Source organism: Candidatus Methylomirabilota bacterium, from assembly GCA_035936835.1.
In the GTDB taxonomy this organism is placed as follows: Bacteria; Methylomirabilota; Methylomirabilia; order Rokubacteriales; family CSP1-6; genus AR37.
On record DASYVT010000178.1, the window covers coordinates 34,615 to 55,071 of the forward strand.

At 67.6% G+C, this 20,457-nt stretch carries 22 protein-coding genes and 1 pseudogene; 16 read left to right on the forward strand and 7 right to left on the reverse strand.

The genetic code is table 11. The annotated features are described in order from the left end of the window. The first annotated feature begins 1 nt into the window (after position 1). Entirely contained in the window at positions 2-1,597 is a 1,596-nt protein-coding gene (locus VGV06_16115; protein ID HEV2056668.1) for a DHA2 family efflux MFS transporter permease subunit, read from the forward strand. Positions 1,598-1,884: 287 nt separating this feature from the next. On the opposite strand, the gene VGV06_16120 is transcribed toward VGV06_16115, so the two are convergent. Beyond that, the gene (locus VGV06_16120; GenBank protein ID HEV2056669.1) at positions 1,885-2,889 is read right to left on the reverse strand and encodes an ABC transporter substrate-binding protein; all 1,005 of its coding nucleotides are present in this window, start codon (positions 2,887-2,889) and stop codon (positions 1,885-1,887) included. Positions 2,890-3,240: 351 nt separating this feature from the next. On the opposite strand from VGV06_16120, the pseudogene VGV06_16125 reads away from it, so the two are divergent. After that, positions 3,241-3,600 (forward strand): annotated as a pseudogene (locus VGV06_16125) (alkaline phosphatase family protein). A 6-nt stretch (positions 3,601-3,606) separates the two neighbouring features. Here VGV06_16125 and VGV06_16130 read toward each other — a convergent pair. Together VGV06_16130 and VGV06_16135 are read right to left on the reverse strand one after the other, a co-directional pair. After that, the gene (locus VGV06_16130; protein HEV2056670.1) at positions 3,607-4,803 is read right to left on the reverse strand and encodes a CoA transferase; all 1,197 of its coding nucleotides are present in this window, start codon (positions 4,801-4,803) and stop codon (positions 3,607-3,609) included. Further along, positions 4,800-5,231, reverse strand: coding sequence for a MaoC family dehydratase (locus VGV06_16135; GenBank protein ID HEV2056671.1), 432 nt, complete (start codon positions 5,229-5,231; stop codon positions 4,800-4,802). The genes VGV06_16130 and VGV06_16135 overlap by 4 nt, the downstream gene beginning before the upstream one ends. A 92-nt stretch (positions 5,232-5,323) precedes the next feature. Here VGV06_16135 and VGV06_16140 point away from each other — a divergent pair, with 92 nt between their 5' ends. Next, complete coding sequence (locus VGV06_16140; GenBank protein HEV2056672.1) at positions 5,324-5,878, forward strand: methyltransferase domain-containing protein; 555 nt, start codon at positions 5,324-5,326, stop codon at positions 5,876-5,878. Here the strand turns inward: VGV06_16140 and VGV06_16145 are convergent. After that, positions 5,875-6,699 (reverse strand): alpha/beta hydrolase, encoded by an 825-nt coding sequence (locus tag VGV06_16145; protein HEV2056673.1) that lies wholly within the window; start codon positions 6,697-6,699, stop codon positions 5,875-5,877. The two genes, VGV06_16140 and VGV06_16145, sit on opposite strands and share 4 nt — an antisense overlap. Before the next feature lie 113 nt (positions 6,700-6,812). Here VGV06_16145 and VGV06_16150 point away from each other — a divergent pair, with 113 nt between their 5' ends. The 13 genes from VGV06_16150 to VGV06_16210 all read left to right on the forward strand — a co-directional run bounded on the left by VGV06_16150 (position 6,813) and on the right by VGV06_16210 (position 17,897). Next, positions 6,813-7,166 carry an NADH-quinone oxidoreductase subunit A gene (locus tag VGV06_16150; protein ID HEV2056674.1) on the forward strand — a complete coding sequence of 118 codons (354 nt, stop codon included), beginning with the start codon at positions 6,813-6,815 and terminating at the stop codon, positions 7,164-7,166. Continuing rightward, positions 7,157-7,795 (forward strand): NADH-quinone oxidoreductase subunit B family protein, encoded by a 639-nt coding sequence (locus tag VGV06_16155; GenBank protein ID HEV2056675.1) that lies wholly within the window; start codon positions 7,157-7,159, stop codon positions 7,793-7,795. The genes VGV06_16150 and VGV06_16155 overlap by 10 nt, the downstream gene beginning before the upstream one ends. A gap of 174 nt (positions 7,796-7,969) precedes the next feature. Then, on the forward strand, positions 7,970-8,425 hold the full coding sequence (locus tag VGV06_16160; GenBank protein ID HEV2056676.1) for an NADH-quinone oxidoreductase subunit C: 456 nt from the start codon (positions 7,970-7,972) through the stop codon (positions 8,423-8,425). A 19-nt stretch (positions 8,426-8,444) separates the two neighbouring features. Then, positions 8,445-9,080 carry an NIPSNAP family protein gene (locus VGV06_16165; protein HEV2056677.1) on the forward strand — a complete coding sequence of 212 codons (636 nt, stop codon included), beginning with the start codon at positions 8,445-8,447 and terminating at the stop codon, positions 9,078-9,080. Between the two features lie 12 nt (positions 9,081-9,092). Next, positions 9,093-10,253, forward strand: a complete 1,161-nt coding sequence (locus VGV06_16170; GenBank protein HEV2056678.1) for an NADH-quinone oxidoreductase subunit D — start codon at positions 9,093-9,095, stop codon at positions 10,251-10,253. 6 nt (positions 10,254-10,259) lie between these two features. Next, a complete protein-coding gene (gene nuoH, locus VGV06_16175; protein ID HEV2056679.1) occupies positions 10,260-11,255 on the forward strand; it encodes an NADH-quinone oxidoreductase subunit NuoH in 996 nt (331 codons plus the stop codon). Between the two features lie 106 nt (positions 11,256-11,361). Beyond that, on the forward strand, positions 11,362-11,901 hold the full coding sequence (locus VGV06_16180) for an NADH-quinone oxidoreductase subunit I (GenBank protein HEV2056680.1): 540 nt from the start codon (positions 11,362-11,364) through the stop codon (positions 11,899-11,901). Further along, positions 11,898-12,392 (forward strand): NADH-quinone oxidoreductase subunit J, encoded by a 495-nt coding sequence (locus VGV06_16185; GenBank protein ID HEV2056681.1) that lies wholly within the window; start codon positions 11,898-11,900, stop codon positions 12,390-12,392. The genes VGV06_16180 and VGV06_16185 overlap by 4 nt, the downstream gene beginning before the upstream one ends. Before the next feature lies 1 nt (position 12,393). Beyond that, the gene (gene nuoK / locus VGV06_16190; protein HEV2056682.1) at positions 12,394-12,693 is read left to right on the forward strand and encodes an NADH-quinone oxidoreductase subunit NuoK; all 300 of its coding nucleotides are present in this window, start codon (positions 12,394-12,396) and stop codon (positions 12,691-12,693) included. Between the two features lie 10 nt (positions 12,694-12,703). Continuing rightward, a complete protein-coding gene (nuoL, locus tag VGV06_16195) occupies positions 12,704-14,566 on the forward strand; it encodes an NADH-quinone oxidoreductase subunit L (GenBank protein HEV2056683.1) in 1,863 nt (620 codons plus the stop codon). Further along, positions 14,563-16,101, forward strand: a complete 1,539-nt coding sequence (locus VGV06_16200; GenBank protein HEV2056684.1) for an NADH-quinone oxidoreductase subunit M — start codon at positions 14,563-14,565, stop codon at positions 16,099-16,101. The genes nuoL and VGV06_16200 overlap by 4 nt, the downstream gene beginning before the upstream one ends. Continuing rightward, positions 16,098-17,525, forward strand: a complete 1,428-nt coding sequence (locus VGV06_16205; GenBank protein HEV2056685.1) for an NADH-quinone oxidoreductase subunit N — start codon at positions 16,098-16,100, stop codon at positions 17,523-17,525. Before VGV06_16200 ends, VGV06_16205 begins: the two co-directional genes overlap by 4 nt. 3 nt (positions 17,526-17,528) lie before the next feature. Continuing rightward, positions 17,529-17,897, forward strand: a complete 369-nt coding sequence (locus VGV06_16210; GenBank protein ID HEV2056686.1) for a hypothetical protein — start codon at positions 17,529-17,531, stop codon at positions 17,895-17,897. A 48-nt stretch (positions 17,898-17,945) separates the two neighbouring features. Here VGV06_16210 and VGV06_16215 read toward each other — a convergent pair whose 3' ends face one another. The 3 genes from VGV06_16215 to ftcD are packed head-to-tail and all read right to left on the reverse strand — an operon-like array spanning position 17,946 to position 20,392. Then, positions 17,946-19,073 (reverse strand): potassium channel family protein, encoded by a 1,128-nt coding sequence (locus VGV06_16215; protein ID HEV2056687.1) that lies wholly within the window; start codon positions 19,071-19,073, stop codon positions 17,946-17,948. A gap of 34 nt (positions 19,074-19,107) precedes the next feature. Beyond that, a complete protein-coding gene (locus VGV06_16220) occupies positions 19,108-19,449 on the reverse strand; it encodes a hypothetical protein (GenBank protein HEV2056688.1) in 342 nt (113 codons plus the stop codon). A gap of 46 nt (positions 19,450-19,495) precedes the next feature. Then, on the reverse strand, positions 19,496-20,392 hold the full coding sequence (gene ftcD, locus VGV06_16225; GenBank protein HEV2056689.1) for a glutamate formimidoyltransferase: 897 nt from the start codon (positions 20,390-20,392) through the stop codon (positions 19,496-19,498). Positions 20,393-20,457: the final 65 nt, after the last annotated feature.

Here is a 20,457-nt window from a genome sequence, read left to right on the forward strand (position 1 = left end):
GATGAACTCGTGGGCCAATCTCCCGGGAGCGCAGAAGTGGCTCATCACGCTGTCCGTGATGATGGTCACCATCATGCAGATCCTCGACACCAGTGTCACCAACGTGGTGCTGCCGCACATGCAGGGCTCGCTCTCGGCCGGCCTCGAGGAGGTGACCTGGGTCCTGACCTCCTACTTAGCAGCCAACGCGATCATCATTCCCGCCACGGGATGGCTCGCGGGCTACATCGGCCGCCGCCGCTTCTTCCTGCTCTGCACCACGCTCTTCACCATCAGCTCCTTCGCGTCGGGCCTGGCGCCGAACCTGACCTTCCTCATCATCGCGCGCATCTTCCAGGGCATCGGCGGCGGCCCGCTGATTCCGCTGTCGCAGGCCATCCTCTGGGAGATCTTCCCGCTCGGCCAGCGCGGGCTCGCCATGGCGGTCTGGGGTATCGGCATCATGATGGGGCCGATCTTCGGTCCGACGCTCGGCGGCTGGATCGCCGACAACTGGTCATGGCGCTGGATCTTCTACATCAACCTGCCGATCGGGCTCCTGGGCTTCTTCATGATCAGCACCTTCCTCTTCGACCCCGAGTACCTGAAGAAGCCGGGGCGCATCGACGCGCCCGGGCTCGTGCTGATGGTGGTGGGCTTCGGCTGCCTCCAGCTCGTTCTCGACCGCGGTGAGCACGAGGACTGGTTCGACTCGGACCTGATCGTCGCGCTGTCGGTCATCGCGTTCGCGGCGCTCGTCGGCTTCGTCATCCGCGAGCTGACGGCGCGGGAGCCGATCCTGGACCTGGGCGTGTTCTCGGACCGCAACTTCGCCACGGGCTCGTTCTTCGTCATGATGGTCGGGCTCGGGCTCTACTCGAGCATGCTGCTGGTGGCGCTGTACACGCAGAAGCTCCTCGCCTACGATGCCTGGAACTCGGGCGCGGTGCTGGGTCCCGGAGGCGTGGGCAACCTGATCTCGCTCATCATTGCAGGGCGTCTCGTGACCCGGATGGACCAGCGAGTTCTCGTGGCCCTCGGCTGCGTCATCAATGCCGTGAGCCTCTACATGATGTCGCATCTTACGTTGACCGTGGATTACTGGGCGCTCGTGTGGCCGCGCTTCCTCCAGGGCTTGGGGCTCGGCTTCATCTTCGTGCCGCTCGTGACACTCACGCTCGCCACGATCGGCCGCCAGAAGCTCGGCAACGCCACGGCGGCCTTCAACGTGCTGCGCAACCTGGGCGGCAGCGTCGGCGTGGCGCTCGCGACGACATTCCTCACCAGGCGGAGCCAGGGGCACCAGTCGGTGCTGGCGGCGCACGTCAACGTCTGGGACCCCGCGACGGCGGCCCGGCTCAAGGCGTGGACGGCCCACTTCGCCTCGCGCGGCGCCGACTCGTTCACCGCCGAAAAGCAGGCGACGGCCATGCTCTACCACGATGTGGTGGGGCAGGCGCAGGTGCTGGCTTACGCTGACGACTTCTGGATGCTGGCCGTCCTCTTCACCGTGCTGCCGCTCGCCATCCCGCTCATGCGCCGTGTCAGCGCCCAGCCGGTTGCCGCCTCCGAGGAGCCGACGGGGCGGGTGGAGCCCCTGCCCTCGGCGGTGGAGTGAGCCCGGGCGCGTTTGAATCTTTCCGGTAGTGGGTCAGTTTGACGGGGGCCCCTTCTTTCGTCTCCGCTGCAAGACCTGATGCGGATGCTCAGGAAGGTGTTTCTCGCAGTATTCAACAACAGGCGGTGCCACGGCCTTGCTTCCACAGCCCCCATGTAGGCAGAGCCCGGCCTCCTTTTTGGCCTCCTTCATCTCATCGCGTGAGGCCATGGTGGTCTCCTAGGCAATCAGTCAGTTTGAGATCAAGTGTGCTAGGGACGGTAGTCGCCACAATCTCCCCTTGACTGTCATTGGATGATCTCATCCGCCCGCAGCAGGAGCGAGTGCGGGATCGTCAGGCCGAGGGCTTTCGCCGCCTTCAGGTTGATGATTAGGTCGAACTTGGACGGCTGCTCGACTGGCAGATCAGCGGGTCTGGCACCCTTTAGAATCTTATCGACCTGGCCCATAGCTCGGCGTTGCATGTCCGCCAGACTGGCGCCGTAGGAGAGGAGACCACCCGCGTCTACCCAAGCTCGGAACCCGTAGACTGCCGGGAGGCGCTGCCTATTGACGAAGTCGATTGTCTGGTCTCGCACGCGCGCCGTGACCGAATCCGGATAGACGAACAATGCGTCAGGACGCTCTTTGGCGATTGTGGAAAGCGCGTGGTCGATCTCGGATGGATGTTGGATCGTCACGGGAAAGAGCGTCACCCCTAGTGACGGAGCCGCGTCCTGGCAGAATTTCAACGCCTGAGATGGCCCGGGGTCGTCAGGGTTGTAAAGAAACGCGACGCGACTAATACGGGGCACGGCTTGTTTTAGGAACTCGAGTTTCTTTGGGCTCAACTCGGACGACATACAGGTTTGCCCGGTGACGTTCCCACCGGGCCGTGCGAGGCTGTCAACGATCCATCTGTACGGATCGCAGGTCACAAGCACGATAGGAATCCGGCGGGTGGCTTGACGTGCCACCTGCCCAGGCTTGAATGCGCCTGCGACAATGACATCGACGTTCAGCCTGACAAGTTCGCCCGCTAGATCAGGCAACCGTTCGAGCCGCCCGTCGGCCCATCGCCATTCAGTCAAGAGATTACTGCCCTCCCGCCAGCCCAAATCACTAAGGGCCTGATAGGTCACGGAGTGTTGCTTCCAGTCGGGAGCAGCGGGAGGCGCATCGCCGCTCAGAAAGCCGATTCGGGCGACCTTTCCCCCCTGCTGCGCATCCGCGCCAAAAGAAGTGGTCAGGACGACGAGGAGTGCGAGAAAGGTCAACCTAGCGGCAGCCGAGACGAATCGCCCTTCAAACATTCTCTGTCCTCCTGGTTGGTAGGTCACTCTGCAAACTCCGGTGATAGCAGTACGAGAGCGACCCGCTGTAACTTGCCTACCTGCTGCGCCTCGGCGGCGAGCGGCGCGAACAGAGCGGTGAGCATGAAGAGCAAGGGGAGCCCAGCTGAACGCCGCCGCATTCCGGGCCTCCTGCAGAGCCGACTGGTGACCTGGTAGGACGTGACGGGAGTCTAGGCGGGTTGGGCGGCCGTGTCAAAGCGCACAACTTCCCGTAACTCCGTACCCAAGGGTCGTACCGCACCCGGTTCTCTGCGTAGGCTTCCCCACTGGGTAGACAGTTTGAGGGTAGACTTTCCGGGGCCGTGACGTTGGTTCACCTACTACTACTGGCTCGACGACGAGCGGGCGCCGGACTTCGCGCGCACCGTCGATATCCACCGCAAGCCCGGCTACGATCCGGTGGAGTTGTTCCTGGATCCGGCGCTGCGCGCCCCCAAGCTCAAGGTGGGCTGGATGCTGCTCAGGAAGGCGGCGGGGTTCCGGTACCTCATGGATGTGATCCCCCTCGACGCGAGCCTCGTGCGAGGCTCCCCCGGCCGGCTCCCCGAGAGCCCCGAGGCCGGGCCCGTGCTGATCTCGAGCGAGGCCGGGCTCATGACCGGGGATGTCGTGCGGGCTACCGACGTGAAGCCGCTCCTCCTGGCCCACGTGTTCGGGGCATCGCCGTAGCCCGGCTCACACCGCGCCGGCAGCGTGGAGGCGCGTGATCTCCTCCTCGCCGTAGCCGCACTCGCGCAGAATCTCCTCCGTGTGCTGGCCCGGCATGGGCGGCGGCCGTCGCACTTCCGCGCGTCCCGTCGAGAGCTCGAGCGGGAAACGGAGGAGCTTGACGGGCCCCGCCACGGGATGCTGGATCTCCTCGACGGCGTCGGCCGCCTGCACGGCGGGGTCGGCGAAGGTCTCGTCATACGTGTTGATGGGCGCCGCCCAGATGCCCTGCGGCACCAGGCGCTCGAGCCACTCCGCCGTCGTGCGCCCGCGCGTGACGGGCTCGATGAGCCGGGCGACGGCCTCGCGTGCCTCGAAGTTCCACGTGACCGCGGCGTAGGGCTCGAGCGCGGGAAGCGGGAGCGCGCGGGCCAGCGCGCCGAGCGGCGACATGGAGAGCACGATGTGCCCGTCGCGCGTCGCGTACACGCCGTAGGGCGGCGGGTGGAACGTGCTCGCGAGCCCGGTCGGGCTCCTCTCGAGGCGCGCGCCGTTCAGGTGATAGGACGCGACCTCGATCTGGAGATCGAGCGCGGCCTTGAGCATGCTGGCTTCGACCTGGAGACCCTTGCCGGTCCGCGCGCGCTCGAGGAGCGCCGCCAGCACGCCCATCGCGAGCAGCGCCGCGCCGTGCTGGTCGATGACGGCCGTGCCGACGGGCGTCGGCGGCTGGCCGGCGCGACCGGAAATGGAGGCGAGGCCGGAGAACGCTTGCATGAGAAGGTCCTGCCCGGGCCTCTCGCGGTACGGGCTCGACTCGCCGTAGCCCGAGGCCGAGGCGTAGATGAGCCTTGGGTTGACCTTCGAGACCTCGTCCCAACCGAGCCCCAGCCGCTCCATGACTCCGGGCCTGAAGTTCTGCACGAGCACGTCCGCGCTTTCGACGAGCTTCCGCGCGACGGCGAGGCCCTCGGGCTTCTTCAAGTCGAGCGTCAGGCTGCGCTGGTTCCTGTGGGCCAGGAGGAAGAAGACGCTGACGCCGTTGAGAAACAGGTTGGCGCCCGACCAATGGCGCTCCCATAGCGTTCCGCCGGGAGGCTCGATCTTGACCACGTCGGCGCCCATGTCAGCAAGGAACTGGACGCCCGACGGCCCGAGCAGGAACTGGGTGAACGAGAGGACGCGGACGCCCGAGAGAACGCTGAGCGCCGGGCGCTCGCTCACTCGACGCCCTTGAGGATGTGGGTCGCCGCGCACACCACGTCGCCGCGCTGGGTGGTGCAGGTGACGCGCGCGAAGGTCTTCCGCTGCGCCGGGTCGCGCTCGACGATCTCGTAGTCGACCGTGACCGTGTCGCCGATGAAGAGCGGGGCGGGGAAGCGGACCTTGTCGTAGCCGTAGGAGACCCACGTGCCCGCCAGCCCCTCGAGGATCTTCGTCGAGGTGTTGGACATGAGCCCGAGGGCGAGCGCGCCGTGGGCGATGCGCCGGCCGTACTTGGTCTTGCGCATGTACTCCTCGTCGACATGATTCGGCGACAGATCGCCCGTGATGCCGGCGAAGAGGTAGACGTCAGATTCCGAGATGGTCTTGCTGAAGGTGACGCGACGCCCGATCGTGAGCGCCTCGAAGCCGTCCTTGCCCGTTGCCATGGGTTGCTCCTTTCTCTTGCGCGCGAAGCGGGGCTGACTGTAGGGCCGGGCGCGGGCGGCGTCAAGCCTGCTGATGGGATAGGATGCCCCTCATGAGCCGCGTCCGAAAGCTGCCCGCGGTGTGGGCCGGCCTCTGTCTGCTCGTGGCCGCCTCCGCAGGCTGCGCGCGCGTGCCCGGCGTCGAGGTGCCGGACGTCCGGACGCCGCCCGAGGTCGTGGTCGAGATCCTGAGGCTCGCCCGCGTGGGCCCGGGCGATATGGTCTACGACCTGGGCTCGGGCGACGGGCGCATCGTGATCGCGGCGGCGCGCGATTTCGGGGCGCGCGGGGTGGGGATCGAGCTCGATCCGGATCTCGTGGCCGAATCAGCGAGGAACGCGCGGCGCGCAGGCGTCGCCGAGCGCTCGAGATTCCTGCAGCAGGACATCTTCGACGCCGACATCAGCGAGGCGACCGTGGTGACGCTGTATTTGTCCCCCGACGTCAACCTGCGATTGAAGCCCAAGCTCCTGTCCCAGCTCAAGCCCGGCTCGCGCATCGTCTCCCACGACTTCCCGATCGGTGACTGGCAGCCCGCGCGCGTCGTCAACTTCAAGGGCCCGGAGCGCACCCACGCGCTCTCGCTCTGGATCGTCCCGCCGCGTTAGGGCAGCTTCTTCGGCACGGGCTTGCCGGCGATCCAGTCGGCGATCACGCCCACCACCTCGCGCTCGCGGCCGACAAAGCCGTGGGCGGCGAGGGCCTCGCAGGGCTCGGAGCGCGGCGGATCGCCGCCCGTTACCTCGACGAAGTCCACCTTGGCGCTGCCAGAGAGGGCCGCCGGCAGCCCTGTTGCGGCGCCGAAGGGCGAGGCCCAGCATGCGTCCTGCTGGTGGTGCACGACCAGGACCGGTGCCGTGATCCGCTTGAGCGGGGCGTCGTACACGGTGACGGCGCGGCTGCGGCCGCGTCCGCCGTCGCCCAGGCTCGTGGTCAGAACGAGACCCTTCACGTTCGGATCCTTGAGTGAGGCGGCGACGGCCGCGACCGACAGCGTGCCCCGGCTCGTCCCGGCGAGGTAGATCGGCGCGGGAGCCCGCGCCTCGAGCGACTGCAGTACCGTTGTCACGTCCTCCACGTGGGTCTTGCCCATCCTGAACGCATCGTCCATCCCCTGGGGCTGGTCCGAGGGTGTGTCGATGACCGCCACGAGAAGGCCGCGCGCGGCGAAGAGCCGCGCGGTCCGCACGAGGAAGTTCTGGCCCATGAAGATGCGTCCGTCGCGCTCGCCGAAGTGGTTGGCCCCGAGGCCGCCGGGGAACATGAGCAGCGTGGCCGATGGCTCCCCGGCGGGCGCCACAAGCAGGACGCGCACGGCGACGCCCGGGCGGGTTGGGACGCTCAGGATCTTCTGGGCTGAGACGGGGTTGGGCAGCACGGCGGTCACGAAACCGACCAGGAGGGCGGCTCGGGCCCACGGGAGTCGCATGGGCCGAGTATAGGACAGCATGCGGTCGCGCCGTGATGCAGCCGCCTGATATACTGGGCACAGGGCCTGTGCTATGCTCCGCGCGGTTTTCCACATTCTCAGGAGGCGCGCACGTGACCGGGTATCTGCCCGTGATGATCTTTTTCGCGCTCATCGTGGCGTTCGCCGTGGTGTCGCTCGCCGCGGCCTCCGTCCTGAGGCCCGCGCGCCCCTACTTCTCCAAGCTCGAGAACTACGAATGCGGTTCCGAGCCCATCGGCGAGGCGTGGGTGCAGTTCCCCGTGGGCTTCTACCTGGTCGCCTTGATCTTCATCGTCTTCGACGCGCTCGCCATCTTCCTCTTCCCGTGGGCGCTCGTGCTCCGCGGACTCGGGATGGGCGGCGTCGGCGTGATGGCGCTCTTCGTGGCCATCCTCGGGCTCGGCTGGGTCTACGCGCTTCGGGAGGGTATTCTCGAATGGAAATAAAGGCTCCGACGCCGCAGATCCCGCCCGCCGTCTGGACCGAGTTCAAGGATCTTCAGGAGTGGGAGAAGCTCCACCAGACGCGGCCCGAGGGCGACAAGCACTCCGCGCTCTTCGAGACCCTGGAAGACGGCGTCTTCAACTTCCCGGGTGGCTTCATCGTGACCACGGTCGCCGACGCCTTCTTCAACTGGGCGCGCAAGTCCTCTGTCTGGCCCGTGACCTTCGGCCTCGCCTGCTGCGCCATCGAGATGATGGCGACGTTCGCCTCGCGCTTCGACGTCGAGCGCCTCGGGATGGTGCCCTTCGCCTCGCCGCGCCACTCGGACCTCATGATCGTCTCCGGCACCGTCACCATCAAGATGGCGCCGATGCTCAAGCGCATCTACGAGCAGATGCCCGATCCCAAGTGGGCCGTGTCCATGGGCTCCTGCGCCAACTCGGGCGGGCCGTTCCGCCACGGCTACCACGTGGTCAAGGGCGTGGACCGCATCATCCCGGTGGACGTCTACGTGCCGGGCTGCCCGCCGCCGCCCGACGCGCTCCTCTACGGCCTGCTCATGCTCCAGGACCAGATCTCCCACTTCCGCAAGACGGGCCAGCGCGCCACGCCCACCGAGAAGACCGACTAGTGCCGGCCCAACTAACTTCGCCATACTTCGTTCTCGGTCGGCAGCAGCCCTCAACGTACACCCACGTACGCCTCGGGCTGCTGCCTCCCTCGGGCCTCGTCTGGCTCGTCATTTGGCCCGGCACTCTGCGGGCTCGCGCGAGCCATTGGGAATACCCGTTGGAGCCGCACTAGCGTGCCGACCCCGGAGCAGGCGCGCGTGCTGGTCCAGGAGCGGTTCGGCGTCACCGCATCGGGCGAGGGCTCCCTCCTCGTCGTGGAGGCGCCGGCCGACCGGTGGCTCCCGCTCGGCGGATTCGCCCGCGAGACCCTCGGCTGCGTCTATTTCTCCTTCATGACGGCCGTGGACTGGAAGGAGCAGGGGCTCGAAGTGGTCGCGCGCGTCGAGAACCTGGACGCCAACTTCGCCGTCTTCATGAAGACGAAGCTCGGCCCCGGCGAGACGCGCTGCGCCTCGCTCCAGCCCGTCTGGCGCGGCGCCGACTGGATGGAGCGCGAGTGCTACGACATGTTCGGCATCCGCTTCGAGGGGCATCCGGATTTGCGGCGTATCCTCCTGCCCCATGACTGGGAAGGCCACCCGCTGCTCAAGTCCTACGCCGTGGACACGCCGCATCCCCCGTATCGCTAACAGGCAAGGGAGCCTTCACATGATCCATGAGCTTCGGACCTACACGCTGCAGCCGGGCACGCAGGGGCAGTACTTGAAGAACTCCGCCGAGGTCGGGCGCAAGATACGCGGCGATAAGTACGGCAAGTTCGAGGGCGGCTGGTCGACGGAGTTTGGGACGCTGAACCAGTACGTCCACCTCTGGAGCTTCGAGAGCCTCAACGAGCGGGAGCGGCTGCGCGGGGAGCTCGCGAAGAACGAAGAGTGGACCAAGGTCTACCTGCCGCCGACGCGCGGCATGCTGCTGGCCCAGGAGAACAAGATCCTGTCGAGCGTTTTGCCGCTCAAGCCGCCCGCCGAGCCCGGCCATGTCTACGAGCTGCGCTGGTACCGGGCGCACGTCGGTCGGTTGGCGGAGTGGATCGGCCTCTTCAAGGGCGTCATGCCGACGCGCGAGAAGTACTCGAAGAATGTCGGGGTCTTCCAGACCGAGGTGGGCCAGCTCAACGAGGCCGTGCACCTCTGGGCCTACAAGGACCTCAACGACCGCGCCGCCGTCAGGAGCAAGGTGCTCCAGGACCCGGAGTGGCAGGTCTTCCTCGGCAAGTCCGCCCCGTGCCTCGCCGAGATGAAGTCCATCATCCTCAACCCGGCGCCCCACTCGCCGATGAAGTAACGCCCGCGAATAATGGACATCGAAGCGCGGCAGGTTCTCGAGATGGGCTACGGCGGAGCTGAGCGCATCACCATGAACATGGGGCCTCAGCACCCGTCCTCCCACGGGGTCTTCCGCGCGATCCTCACGCTCGAGGGCGAGACCGTGATCGCGGTGGACGCCGTCATCGGCTACCTCCACCGCTGCCACGAGAAGCTCTCCGAGACGCTCACGTACACGCAGTACCCGTCCATCGCGTCCAAGACGGACTACGTCGCCGCGATGACGAGCGAGCTGGCCTACGTGCGCGCGGCGGAGATGATCGGCAAGATCGACGTGCCGAAGCGCGCGCAGTACCTGCGGGTCATCGCCGCGGAGCTCCAGCGCGTCGCCTCGCACTGCCTCTGGCTGGGCACGTGGTGCCTCGACATGGGCGGGGCGCTGGGCGGCGGCGCGACGGTGTTCCTCTACTGCATCCGCGAGCGCGAGGACGTCCTCGACCTCTTCGAGTCGCTGACGGGCGCGCGGCTCCTCTACGGGTTCCACCAGGTCGGGGGCACGCGCTACGACATCCCGGAGGGGTGGGCCCGGAAGTGCCGCGAGACGGTGGACAAGATCGACGGGCGCATTTACGAGTTCGAGGAGATGCTCGAGTCGAACGCGTTCTTCATGGCCCGGACCCAGGGCGTGGGCGTGGCGTCTCGCGAGCTGGCGCAGGAGGTCGGCATCTCCGGGCCGCTCCTCCGCGGCTCCGGCGTCAACTACGACATACGGCGGGCGGAGCCCTACTCCTCCTACGGGGACTTCGACTTCAAGGTGCCCGTCGAGACGGCGGGGGACTGCTTCGCGCGCTACCGGGTGCGGATGGTCGAGTTCCGCGAGTCCATCAAGATCGTCCGCCAGGCTCTCGACGGACTTCCTGAAGGTCCCATCTCGTCTCGCCCGGGGGTCAAGTCGGTGGGGCAGGTGCGCATCCCGAAGGGCGAGGGCTACGCGCGCGTCGAGGGCGCGCGCGGCGAGGTCGGCTGCTATCTCATCGCGGACGGATCAGCCAAGCCCTACCGGATGAAGTGGCGCGGCGCCTCGTTCTCGAACCTCTCGATCCTGCCGCACATCATCCCGGGCCACAAGGTCGCTGACGTCGTCGCCATCATGGGTTCCGTCGATCCCGTCTTCGGCGAAGTCGACCGCTAGCCCCTCATGCTCTCCGCGATCTACCCCTTCATGGTGGGCTTCATCGTGCTGAACGCCATCATCGGTATGGTGACGTACGTGACGCTCCTCGAGCGGAAGTTCGCCGCGCGCATGCAGTCGCGCATCGGCCCCTACCGCGTCGGGCCGCACGGGCTGCTCCAGCCCATCGCGGACGCGCTCAAGCTCATGATGAAAGAAGACATCGTCCCGCGGCTCGCCGACCGCCGCGTCTACAACCTCGCGCCCATCGTGTTCCTGATCCCGTGCATGCTGATCTTTGCCACGCTGCCGTTCGCCCCGGGGCTCGGCGTCGCCGACCTCAACATCGGCATCCTCTTCTTTCTCGCGGTCTCGGCCATGGAGATCGTGGGGCTGTTCATGGGCGGCTGGGGCTCCAACAACAAGTACGCGCTCCTCTCCGTGATGCGGGCGGTCAACCAGATCATCTCCTACGACCTGCCGTTCGTCTTCGCCGCGATGGTCCCGGTACTGCTGACGGGCTCGCTCAAGCTCTCCGACATCGCCGCCGCGCAACCGGACGTGCTGCACTGGTTCGTCTTCTACCCGGTGATCGGACAGTTGGCCTTCGTCGCCTACATCGTGGCGATGCTCGCGGCCGAGAACCGCGTGCCGTTCGACATCTTGGAGGCCGAGTCCGAACTCATCGCGGGCTTCCGCGTCGAGTACTCGGGGATGAAGTTCGCGCTGATCCAGCTGGGCGAGTACGCGCACGTCATCGCCACCTCCTTCCTGGGCGCGCTGCTCTTCCTGGGCGCCTGGGGCGGGCCCGGCGCGGGCGCGCTGCCGGCCCTGGGCGTGCTCTACTTCCTCCTCAAGGCGATGTTCATCTTCCTGCTGGTGACCTGGATACGCTGGAGCTTCGTCAGGATCCGGGTGGACCAGATCCTCGCCATCTCGTGGAAGCTGCTGCTGCCGGCCACGCTTGTCCTCCTCATGGCCACGGCGGTCGTCGTCGCGTGGAAGGGGCCCGTCGTTGGGTAAACGTCTTGGGGATAGGCACCTTGGGGATAAGCCCCTTGGGAACAGGCAGCTCGGCGAGAGCTTCTGGCACGACCTGGGCAACCTGCTGAGCGCCGTCAGGCGCGCGATGGGGATCACGCTCCTGAACCTCTTCCGCAAGCCCGTCACCGTGCACTATCCCGAGGTCAAGCGCGTCTACCCCGACCGCTTCCGCGGCGTGCTTGCGCTGACGTACGACAAGGAGACCGGCGAGGAGGACTGCATCGGCTGCCGGCTCTGCGAGTACATCTGCCCGCCGCAGGTGATCAAGGTCGAGATGCTCAAGGGGGAGAAGCGCAACTTCGCCAAGACCTTCACCCTCGAGCTGTACGCCTGCGAGTTCTGCGAGCTGTGCGTCCAGGTCTGCCCCACGGACGCCATCATCATGATGAAGTCCTTCGATCTGGCGACCAGCGATCGCCGCGAGATGCTGCTCGACAAGGACCGGCTCCACACGATCGGCCTCCAGTTCGAGCCCTCGTGGGCGACGGGCACCGGGCTTCGCGCCATGCAGACGCCTCCCAAGGCTCCCGCCGACGCCAAGGCGGAGGTCAAGGGCGCCACGCTGGAGGATGGCGCCGCCACGCTGGAGGGTGGTGCCGCCACGCTGGAGGATGGCGCCAAGTGACCCTCGAGGTCGTGAGCTTCTGGGGGCTGGCCGTCCTGCTCATCGGCTCCGCCCTGGCCGTGGTGCTGACCAAGAACCTCTTCCACTCGGTCCTCTACCTCGCGCTGTCGCTGACGGCGACGGCCGGCGTGTTCCTGGCGCTCGACGCGGAGTTTCTCGCGGCGGTGCAGCTCCTTCTCTACGCGGGCGGCGTCGTCACGATCGTGGTCTTCGCCATCGTGGTGACGGAGCGGCTCGTCGGCGACCGCATTACGCAGACGAGCCGGCAGATCCTGACCGGCCTGGTGCTGGCGGGCGCCTTGCTCCTGGGGATCCTGCGCTTTCTGCGCGGCGCCGACCTGCCCGTCGAGCGCCCGGTCATCGCCGTGGACGTGACGCGGGCCATCGGCCAGGTGCTGCTGACCGAGTTCGTGCTGCCCTTCGAGCTCCTGGCCGTGCTGCTGCTGGTCGGGCTCCTGGGCGCGCTGTACTTCGCGAGGCCGGAAGAATAGCATGGGTCTTGGCGCCTACCTCACGCTCGCCGCGGTGCTCTTCGCCATCGGCTTCTTTGGCGTCGTCACGCGGCGGAACACCATCGGCATCCTGCTCGGCATCGAGCTGATGCTCAACGCCGTGAACATCAACCTGGTCGCCTTCGCGCGCTTCAACGCCGACGTGGTGGGAATGGTCTTCACCGCGTTCACCATCCCGATCACGGTGGCCGAGGTGGCGCTGGGGCTGGCGATCGTCATCCTCATCTTCAGGATGAAGCGCACGGTCATCGCCGATCATCTGGATCTCCTCAGAGGGTGACCGGGCACCCATGACCGACCCGGCCTACCCCGCGCTCGCCGCCCTTCTGCTGCCGGCATGCGCCTTCGTCTTCCTCGGGTTGGTGGCGCCGCTGCGACGGCTCGGGCGCCCGGCGGCGTATCTCTCCATCGTGTTCTCGGCGGCCGCGCTCGTGGCGGCGCTCGGCGCCCTCCGGCTTGCGGGTGGCGGCGGCTATTCCGAGTGGCTGTGGAGCTGGATCCCGGCCGAGGCGGGCCCGCTCGCCACCGTCGGCGTGCTGGCCGACGGCGACTCGGCGCTCATGCTGGTGCTGGTGGCGCTGATCTCGTTCCTGGTCCAGGTCTACTCGCTCGGCTATCTCTCCGACGAGTCCATGCCCTCGCTCGGCCGCTACTACGCCTACCAGTCGCTCTTCGCGTTCTCGATGATGGGGCTCGTGCTCGCGCCCAACTTTGTCCAGCTCTTCATCTTCTGGGAGCTGGTGGGCCTCTGCTCCTACCTCTTGATCGGCTACTGGTACACCAAGCCCGAGGCGGCGCGCGCCGCCGTCAAGGCGTTCTGGATCACCAAGGCGGGTGATGTCGGCCTGCTGATCGGCATCGTGCTCCTGTGGCGGCAGACGGGCACCTTCGACTTCCTCGAGCTGCTCATGCTGGCCGACGCGGGCGTCATCCCTCTGGCCGGGCTCGGCGTCATCACCTTCTGCATCTACCTCGGCGCCGCGGGCAAGTCGGCGCAGTTCCCGTTCCACGTCTGGCTGCCGGACGCCATGGAAGGTCCCACGCCCGTCTCTGCGCTGATCCACGCCGCCACCATGGTGACGGCCGGCGTCTACCTCCTCACGCGAACGGTCTGGCTCTTCAGGCTCACCCCGGAGGTGATGGAGATCGTGGCGTGGAACGGCGCCTTCACGGCGCTCCTCGCTGCGGTGCTCGCCTGCGTCCAGACCGACATCAAGCGCGTGCTGGCCTATTCCACCGTCTCCCAGCTCGGCTACATGATGGCGGCCATTGGGGCGGGCTTCGCCTCGGCCGGGTTCCTCCATCTGCTGACCCACGGTCTCTTCAAGGCGCTGCTCTTCCTCGCCGCGGGCGCCGTCATCCACGCCGTGGGCACCAACGATATCTTCGAGTTGGGCGGGCTCTGGGGAATGGGCGGGCTCTGGCGCCGCATGCCCCAGACCGCCATCGTGTTCGTGATCGGCACGCTGTCGCTGGCCGGCGTCCCGCTCTTCGCGGGCTTCTTCTCCAAGGAGGAGATCCTGGGCGCGGTGCTCGCGGGCGGCTTCCCGGTGCCGTTCGCGATGCTGCTGCTGGGCGCCTTCCTCACGGCGTTTTACATGTTCCGCGTGGTCTTCGTCACCTTCTTTGGAGCGCCGGCGGCCTCGCATGGCGCGGACAGCCACGTCCACGACGCGCCCCCCTTCATGGCGCTGCCGCTGTGGATCCTGGCCATCATGTGCGTGGGCGTGGGCACGCTCTTCGCCGTCTGGCACCCCGAGGCCGAGTTCGAGGCGCTGGGCTGGCTCACGCTCGCCGCCATCGGCGTCGCGGCGGCAGGCATCGCGCTCGCGTACCTCGTCTACCAGCGCCGCGCGATCAGCGCCGACGGGCTCGCCTCGATGTTCGCGCCTATTCGAGCGGCGGCGCTCAGGCGCTTCTGGATCGACGACGTCTTCGTCGGGATCTACGGCTGGCTGATGCTGCCGTTCTCGAGGCTCGTGGGCTGGATCGACCGCTACTTCGTTGACGGCATCTTGAACGTCCTCTCGGCCTGGACCCTGATGGCGGGCGGCGGGCTCAGGCGCATCCAGTCGGGCCGGGCGCAGGACTACGTCTACGGCATCGCGCTGGGCGTCCTCGCCCTGATGGTCGGGATGTGGTGGCTGCAATGACCCAGTTCCCGACGCTGTCCGTCATCACGTGGGCCCCGTTCGTGGGCGCCGTCCTCATCATGTTCCTGGCGCGGCGCCGCCCGCTCCTGGTCCGCTGGATCGCCCTCGTCTCCACCGGCGTCTCCCTGGCGCTCTCGATCCGGATCTACGCGCTCTACGAGCGGGAGGCGGCGGGCTTCCAGTTCTACGAGGAGCTGCCGCTGGTGCCGCCGCTCGGCATCAACTACCAGCTGGGCGTGGACGGCATGAGCCTGCTCATGGTGCTGCTGACCAGCATCATCATCTTCGCGGGCGTCTTCGCCTCGTGGACGGTCAAGGAGCGCAGCCAGGAGTTCTACGCCCTCCTGCTGCTGCTCGTCACGGGCGTCTACGGCGTCTTCGTCTCGCTCGACCTCTTCGTCCTCTTCCTCTTCTACGAGATCGCCGTGCTGCCGATGTACCTCCTGATCGGCATCTGGGGCTCTTCGGGCGAGATCCGCCCGCAGGGCATCTTCGGATGGGCCTTCCGCCGGACGGGCGTCGGCACCAAGGAATACGCGGCGATGAAGCTGACACTGTATCTCCTCTTCGGGTCGGCCTTCATCCTGGTCGGCATCCTGGCGCTGTACGTCGCCTCGGGCTCGGTCTCCTTTTCGTTCCTCGAGATGGAGCAGATCCGGTTCGACCCGGCGCTGCAGTCCTGGGTCTTCCTCGCCTTCTACGTGGGCTTCGGGATCCTCGCGGGCATCTGGCCGCTGCACACGTGGTCGCCCGACGGCCACGCGTCCGCGCCCACCGCGGTGTCCATGCTCCACGCGGGCGTGCTCATGAAGCTCGGCGCCTATGGCGTCGTCCGCCTCGGTCTCGGGCTGCTCCCCGATGGCGCGACGCAGTGGGTGTGGCTGGTCGGCGCCATCGCGTGCGTCAACATCGTCTACGGCGCGCTCTCCTCGATGGCGCAGACGGACCTCAAGTACGTCATCGCCTACTCCTCGGTCTCCCACATGGGCGTGGTCATGCTCGGCATGGCGACGCTGACGGAAACCGGGCTCAATGGGTCCATCTTCCAAATGTTCGCCCACGGGATCATGACCGGGCTCTTCTTCGCCCTGGTCGGCCTGGTCTACGAAAAGGCGCACTCGCGCGCCATCTTCTCCATGGGCGGCTTCGGCCAGATGATGCCGGGCATCGCGACGGCCTTCACCGTCGCGGGCCTGTCGTCCATGGGCCTGCCCGCGACGGCGGGCTTCGTCGCCGAGTTCCTGACCTTTCTCGGCGCCTGGCAGTCGGCCTACTCCTGGTGGCTCTTCCCCGGCGTGCTCGGCGCCTTCCTGACCTCCGTCTACGTCCTCCGCGTCACCAAGCAGATCTTCTGGGGCCCGAAGAGCGCCGACCCCCACTTCCAGCACCTGCCTGACGCCCAGGGGCCCGAGTGGGTCGCGCTCATCATCCTGGTCGGCACGCTCGTGCTCTTCGGCGTCGCGCCGGGCATCGCCATCGGGCCCGTGGACACGGCGACCGTGCCGCTCCTGCTCCGGTTCGGAGTCCTGCCGTGAGCGGCGGCATGGCGCTCGAGGTCGGGCTCGCGATCCTGATCCTGCTGGTCTTAATCACGGGTCTCTTTTGGCCCGGAAACGACAGGCGGCGGCTCGGCGGCTTAGTGGCCATCGGGCTCGCCATCCTGCTCTGGATGGCGTTCCGCGTTGACCCGGGCGCCGTCCTCTTCGGAGGCAGCTTCGTCCAGGACGAGCTGGCGATCTTCTCGAAGCGGCTCTTCCTGCTGGCGACCTTCCTGGGCGTGCTGGCCTCGCTGTCCCTTCGCGCGCCCACCTTCGCGCGGCGGGCGACCGAGTACTACGTCGCCATGCTCGCCTCGCTGCTCGGGATGCTGGTGCTGGCCTCCGCACGCGAGCTCATCCTGCTCTTCGTCGCCTTCGAGCTGATGTCCATCCCGCTGTACGTCATCTCCGGGTTCCGCAAGCGGGAAGAGGAGGCCGTCGAGGCGGCGCTCAAGTTCTTCCTCATCGGCACCGTGTCCTCGGCCTTCATCGTCTACGGGCTGTCCTTCGTCTACGGCATCTCGAACACGACCGACATGGCGGGCGTGGCGGCGGCGCTCCAGGACGGCCACCCGCTGCTGATCCTGGGCATGGTCCTGACGCTGGGGGGCCTCGGCTTCAAGATCGCGGCCTTTCCCTTCCACATGTGGGTGCCGGACACGTACGAGGCGGCCGGCACGCCTTTCGTCGCGTGGCTGTCGGTGGCGCCCAAGGCCGCGGGCTTCGTCGTGATGTTCCGGCTCTACCTGGAAGGCGTGGGCGGGCCCGTCGTCCTCTGGGTGCCGCTCGCGGCGGGGCTGGCCGCGATCACGATCATCGCGGGCAACCTGATGGCCATTCCCCAGCAGAACATCAAGCGCCTGCTGGCCTACTCGGGCATCGCGCACATCGGCTACATGCTGGTCGGCTTCGCCGCCGTCTCGGCCTCGGGCGTGGCGATGATGCTCTTCTACCTGGTCGCCTATCTCTTCGGGAACATGGGCGCCTTCTTCGTGGTGGAGGCCGTGGCCCAGTCCGACGGCTCCGAGGCCATCTCGGCGTACAAGGGGCTGGCCCAGCGGTCACCATTGCTTGCGCTCTCGATGCTGCTCTTCCTGCTGTCCCTGGGCGGGATCCCGTTCGTCGCGGGCTTCTGGGCCAAGCTCTTCGTCTTTTGGGCCGCGATCGAGGGCTGTACCGGCTGGTGCCAAATGTATTGGCTGGTGCTGGTTGGTGCTATCCTGACGGTCGTGGCGCTCTTCTACTACCTGCTCGTGGCCAAGCGCATGTACATCGACGCCCCCGAGCGCACGCAGCCTGTGGCCGTCTCGCCCTTCCTGGCGTTCTCCATCTTCGTCTGCGCGGCGGGTGTCGTCGGCATCGGCGCGTACCCGAAGCCCCTCGTGATGGCGGCCCTGCGCGCCGCTTCGGGCCTGTTCTAGCGCATGCTGTCGCGACGTGTTTCAGCCGCCGCCGTCATGGTCGTGCTGCTGGGGGCCGCGGTCGCCCTAGCCCAGGCGCCCACGGTGACCGAGAGCCGGGGCCTGCGCATCCAGTGGACGGTCGAGCCCCAGACGCGCGACTTCAACGCCGTCTGCGGCCAGATCTTCAACGATCAGCGCACGAGCGCCAAGAACATCGGCCTGATGGTCCAGGGCGTAGACGGTGACCGCGTGACGTCCAGAAACATTCCCAACGTCGCGCGGGAGATCGTCGGCCAGTCAGGATGGCAGTTCTGCGGGACGGTGCTGAAGGCGGCGTCCTATCGCGTGATCGTCACGTCCGTGGACTGGGACACCAACGTCGGTCAGTAGCGGCCGCCGCCCCGCCCGCGTCGGATCACAGATGCGGCCCGCGGTGGTTTACAGTTCCGGATGGTCGCCCAGATCGTGCCTCGACAATCCAGTGTTTCCGGACGCTCCAGTCTCCCATGCGCTGGTGCGCCAATTGTCGGCTTCGTCTGCCGGCGAGCGCCATGGCGGCAGCGTGAGGCGGAGACGGGTAGCCAGCCGCGCAACGTAGGGCTCGTACAGAGCGCGCAGTGCGGCCAACGTGGTCTCGGCCATCGCGCCCTCCTTCAAGATCACCCCGTGCTGGGCCAGGTGGGATCGAAGAGACTGGAAGTTCTCGGGCGGTAGCCTGTCTGGATCCGGACGTTCGGGCGCGATGCCGGCGGCCTGCGCCAGATCCACGACAGCGTGGCGCGCCATGGCGAACGTGAGCTGGGCCTGGCGGGCCGGGCCGCCCTCCACACCGACGATGACGAGCGCGCTCGCGTCGAGCACGGCGGTCAGGGCGCCGAGCCAGGACTGGTGCTCGTGCTGCGAGCGGAAGTAGAGCAGCACCGGGTACGAGAGATGGCTCTCCATCAGCTCGGCCGCCCAGCGTTCCCAGTCGCGCAGCAGGGTCTCGAGCCCGGCCATGTCGCCCACGTGGCGGAGCAGGAGCTCCCCCGCGCTCGGCGGCGAGCCGGCCCGGGCGTCGAGGAGGGAGATGTTGACCTCGCGCCGCGAGAAGCCCTGGTAGAGGACGGGCAGGTACCCGATCACGAGCGCCAGAAAGCCGAAGCCCACGCCCGCCTCGATGACGGTGATCGCCCGGGCGATCGCGCCATTCGGCGTGACGTCCCCGATGCCCAGCGTGAAGAGAGTCGTGCCGCTCATGTACAGGTCGGCCCAGAATCCGGCCGTCCCCTGGGGCACGTTGAGCCGCGAGCCGAGTCCCCACTGCGTCATGGCAAAGCCCACCATGAGGGCCACGGCCCAGCAGGCCATGAGGATCAGGAAGGACAGCGGCCCGAATATGGCGAGAAAATTCTCGCGCCGCCGTCCCCGCCCGAGGAGACAGGCGAAGGCTGTCCAGGCCGGCCAGGAGACCTTGTAGAAGAGCCGCGCGGGTCGGAAGCGCCGGCTCGCGGTGCGGGGCAGGACAAGGGCTTCAAAGGCGTCCCAGACTATCGCGAGGATCACGATGATCCCCGCGATAGCCACCAGGGTCGGCATCACCGTCTGAACGCGGTGCGGATCAGGCCGCGCGCTTGAGCGCGCCTGGGACGGTCACCGGGCTCGGCCTGAAGACGAGGGCGTAGCCCGCGGGGACCCGTGACAGCACTACCGGCCACACCTCTTCGAGGATGGATTCCCAGCCGGCCGGCACGAAGATCTCGACCGTGCCCGTGCCGCGCCGAGCGCCGGCCGCGACGCGCACGGCGACCAGCGATTCGCCGCCGAGCTGATGGTTGACGGCCGCCTGGATGTCGGCCTGGAGTCCGAGCGCGCGATCCTCGAGCTTGTCGCGCCGGGCCCGCCAGAAAAGCGGCCCCAGGAACAGCAGGGATATCAGCGCCACTACGATCCACGTTGTCATGGTCATCGCCTCCACCCATTACGACGCGGCCGGCGGGGAGGGGGATTCAGGAGAGGTAGGTCTCCAGGTACTTCGTGTCGGCGAGATCCGGCAGGCCGACGGTCTCAGGCGCGCGGCCTTCGAAGGCGGCGCGCGGAGCGAGCCCCACGAGCTCGGCGCGACTGATCGTGATGCCTCGCCGCGCGGCCTGTTCCGTAACCGCATCGTAGGCACGGGCGATGCCGGTGCGTCGGTAGTCGAGGAGGTTCATCGAGACCTGGACGAGCCCGCGGCGCTCGAGCGGCAGCCCGAGCGCCTGGACGCACGCCAGGCCTCCCGACGACTCACGCACGACCCGCGCGATGGCCGTCGCGGCGCCCAGATCGGTAGAGTCGAGCCAGACGTTGTAGGCGACGAGGACGTCGCGGGCGCCCACCATGGCGCCGCCGCGCCGGGGCACGAAGACAGCGGGCCCGGCATCGGGCCAGCCGGCGGGAGTGGTGAGCCGCGCGGCCAAGCCCTCGTACTCGCCATGGCGGATCTCTCGCACCGCTTTGCGCTCGGCGCGCGTCGCCGCCGCGCCGTAGAAGTAGACGGGCAGGGTGTGTACGGCCGCAATGGCTTGGCCGACGCGGCGGGCGATCCCGACGGCGTCGGCCATGGCGAGATCGCGCAGAGGCACGAGCGGCATGACGTCGAGGGCGCCCAGCCGCGGGTGGATGCCGCGGTGCTCTCGCATGTCCACGCGCGCGAACACCGCCGCGGCCAGCGCCAGCGCCGCCTCCTCGACGACCTGCGGCGCGCCGAGGAAGGTGAAGACCGAGCGGTGGTGGTCGGGGTCGGCGTGGACATCGGCGAGCGTCACGCCGGGAACGCCCCGCACCGCGTCGGCAAGGGCCTCGACGGCGCGCAGGTCGCGGCCTTCGCTCACGTTCGGGACGCACTCGAGGAGGGGGCCTGCCACGGGGTCGTATCATACCGCGGCCGCGTCTTGCCCCGGTCGCGCGCGGCTCCTATACTACGGAGGCC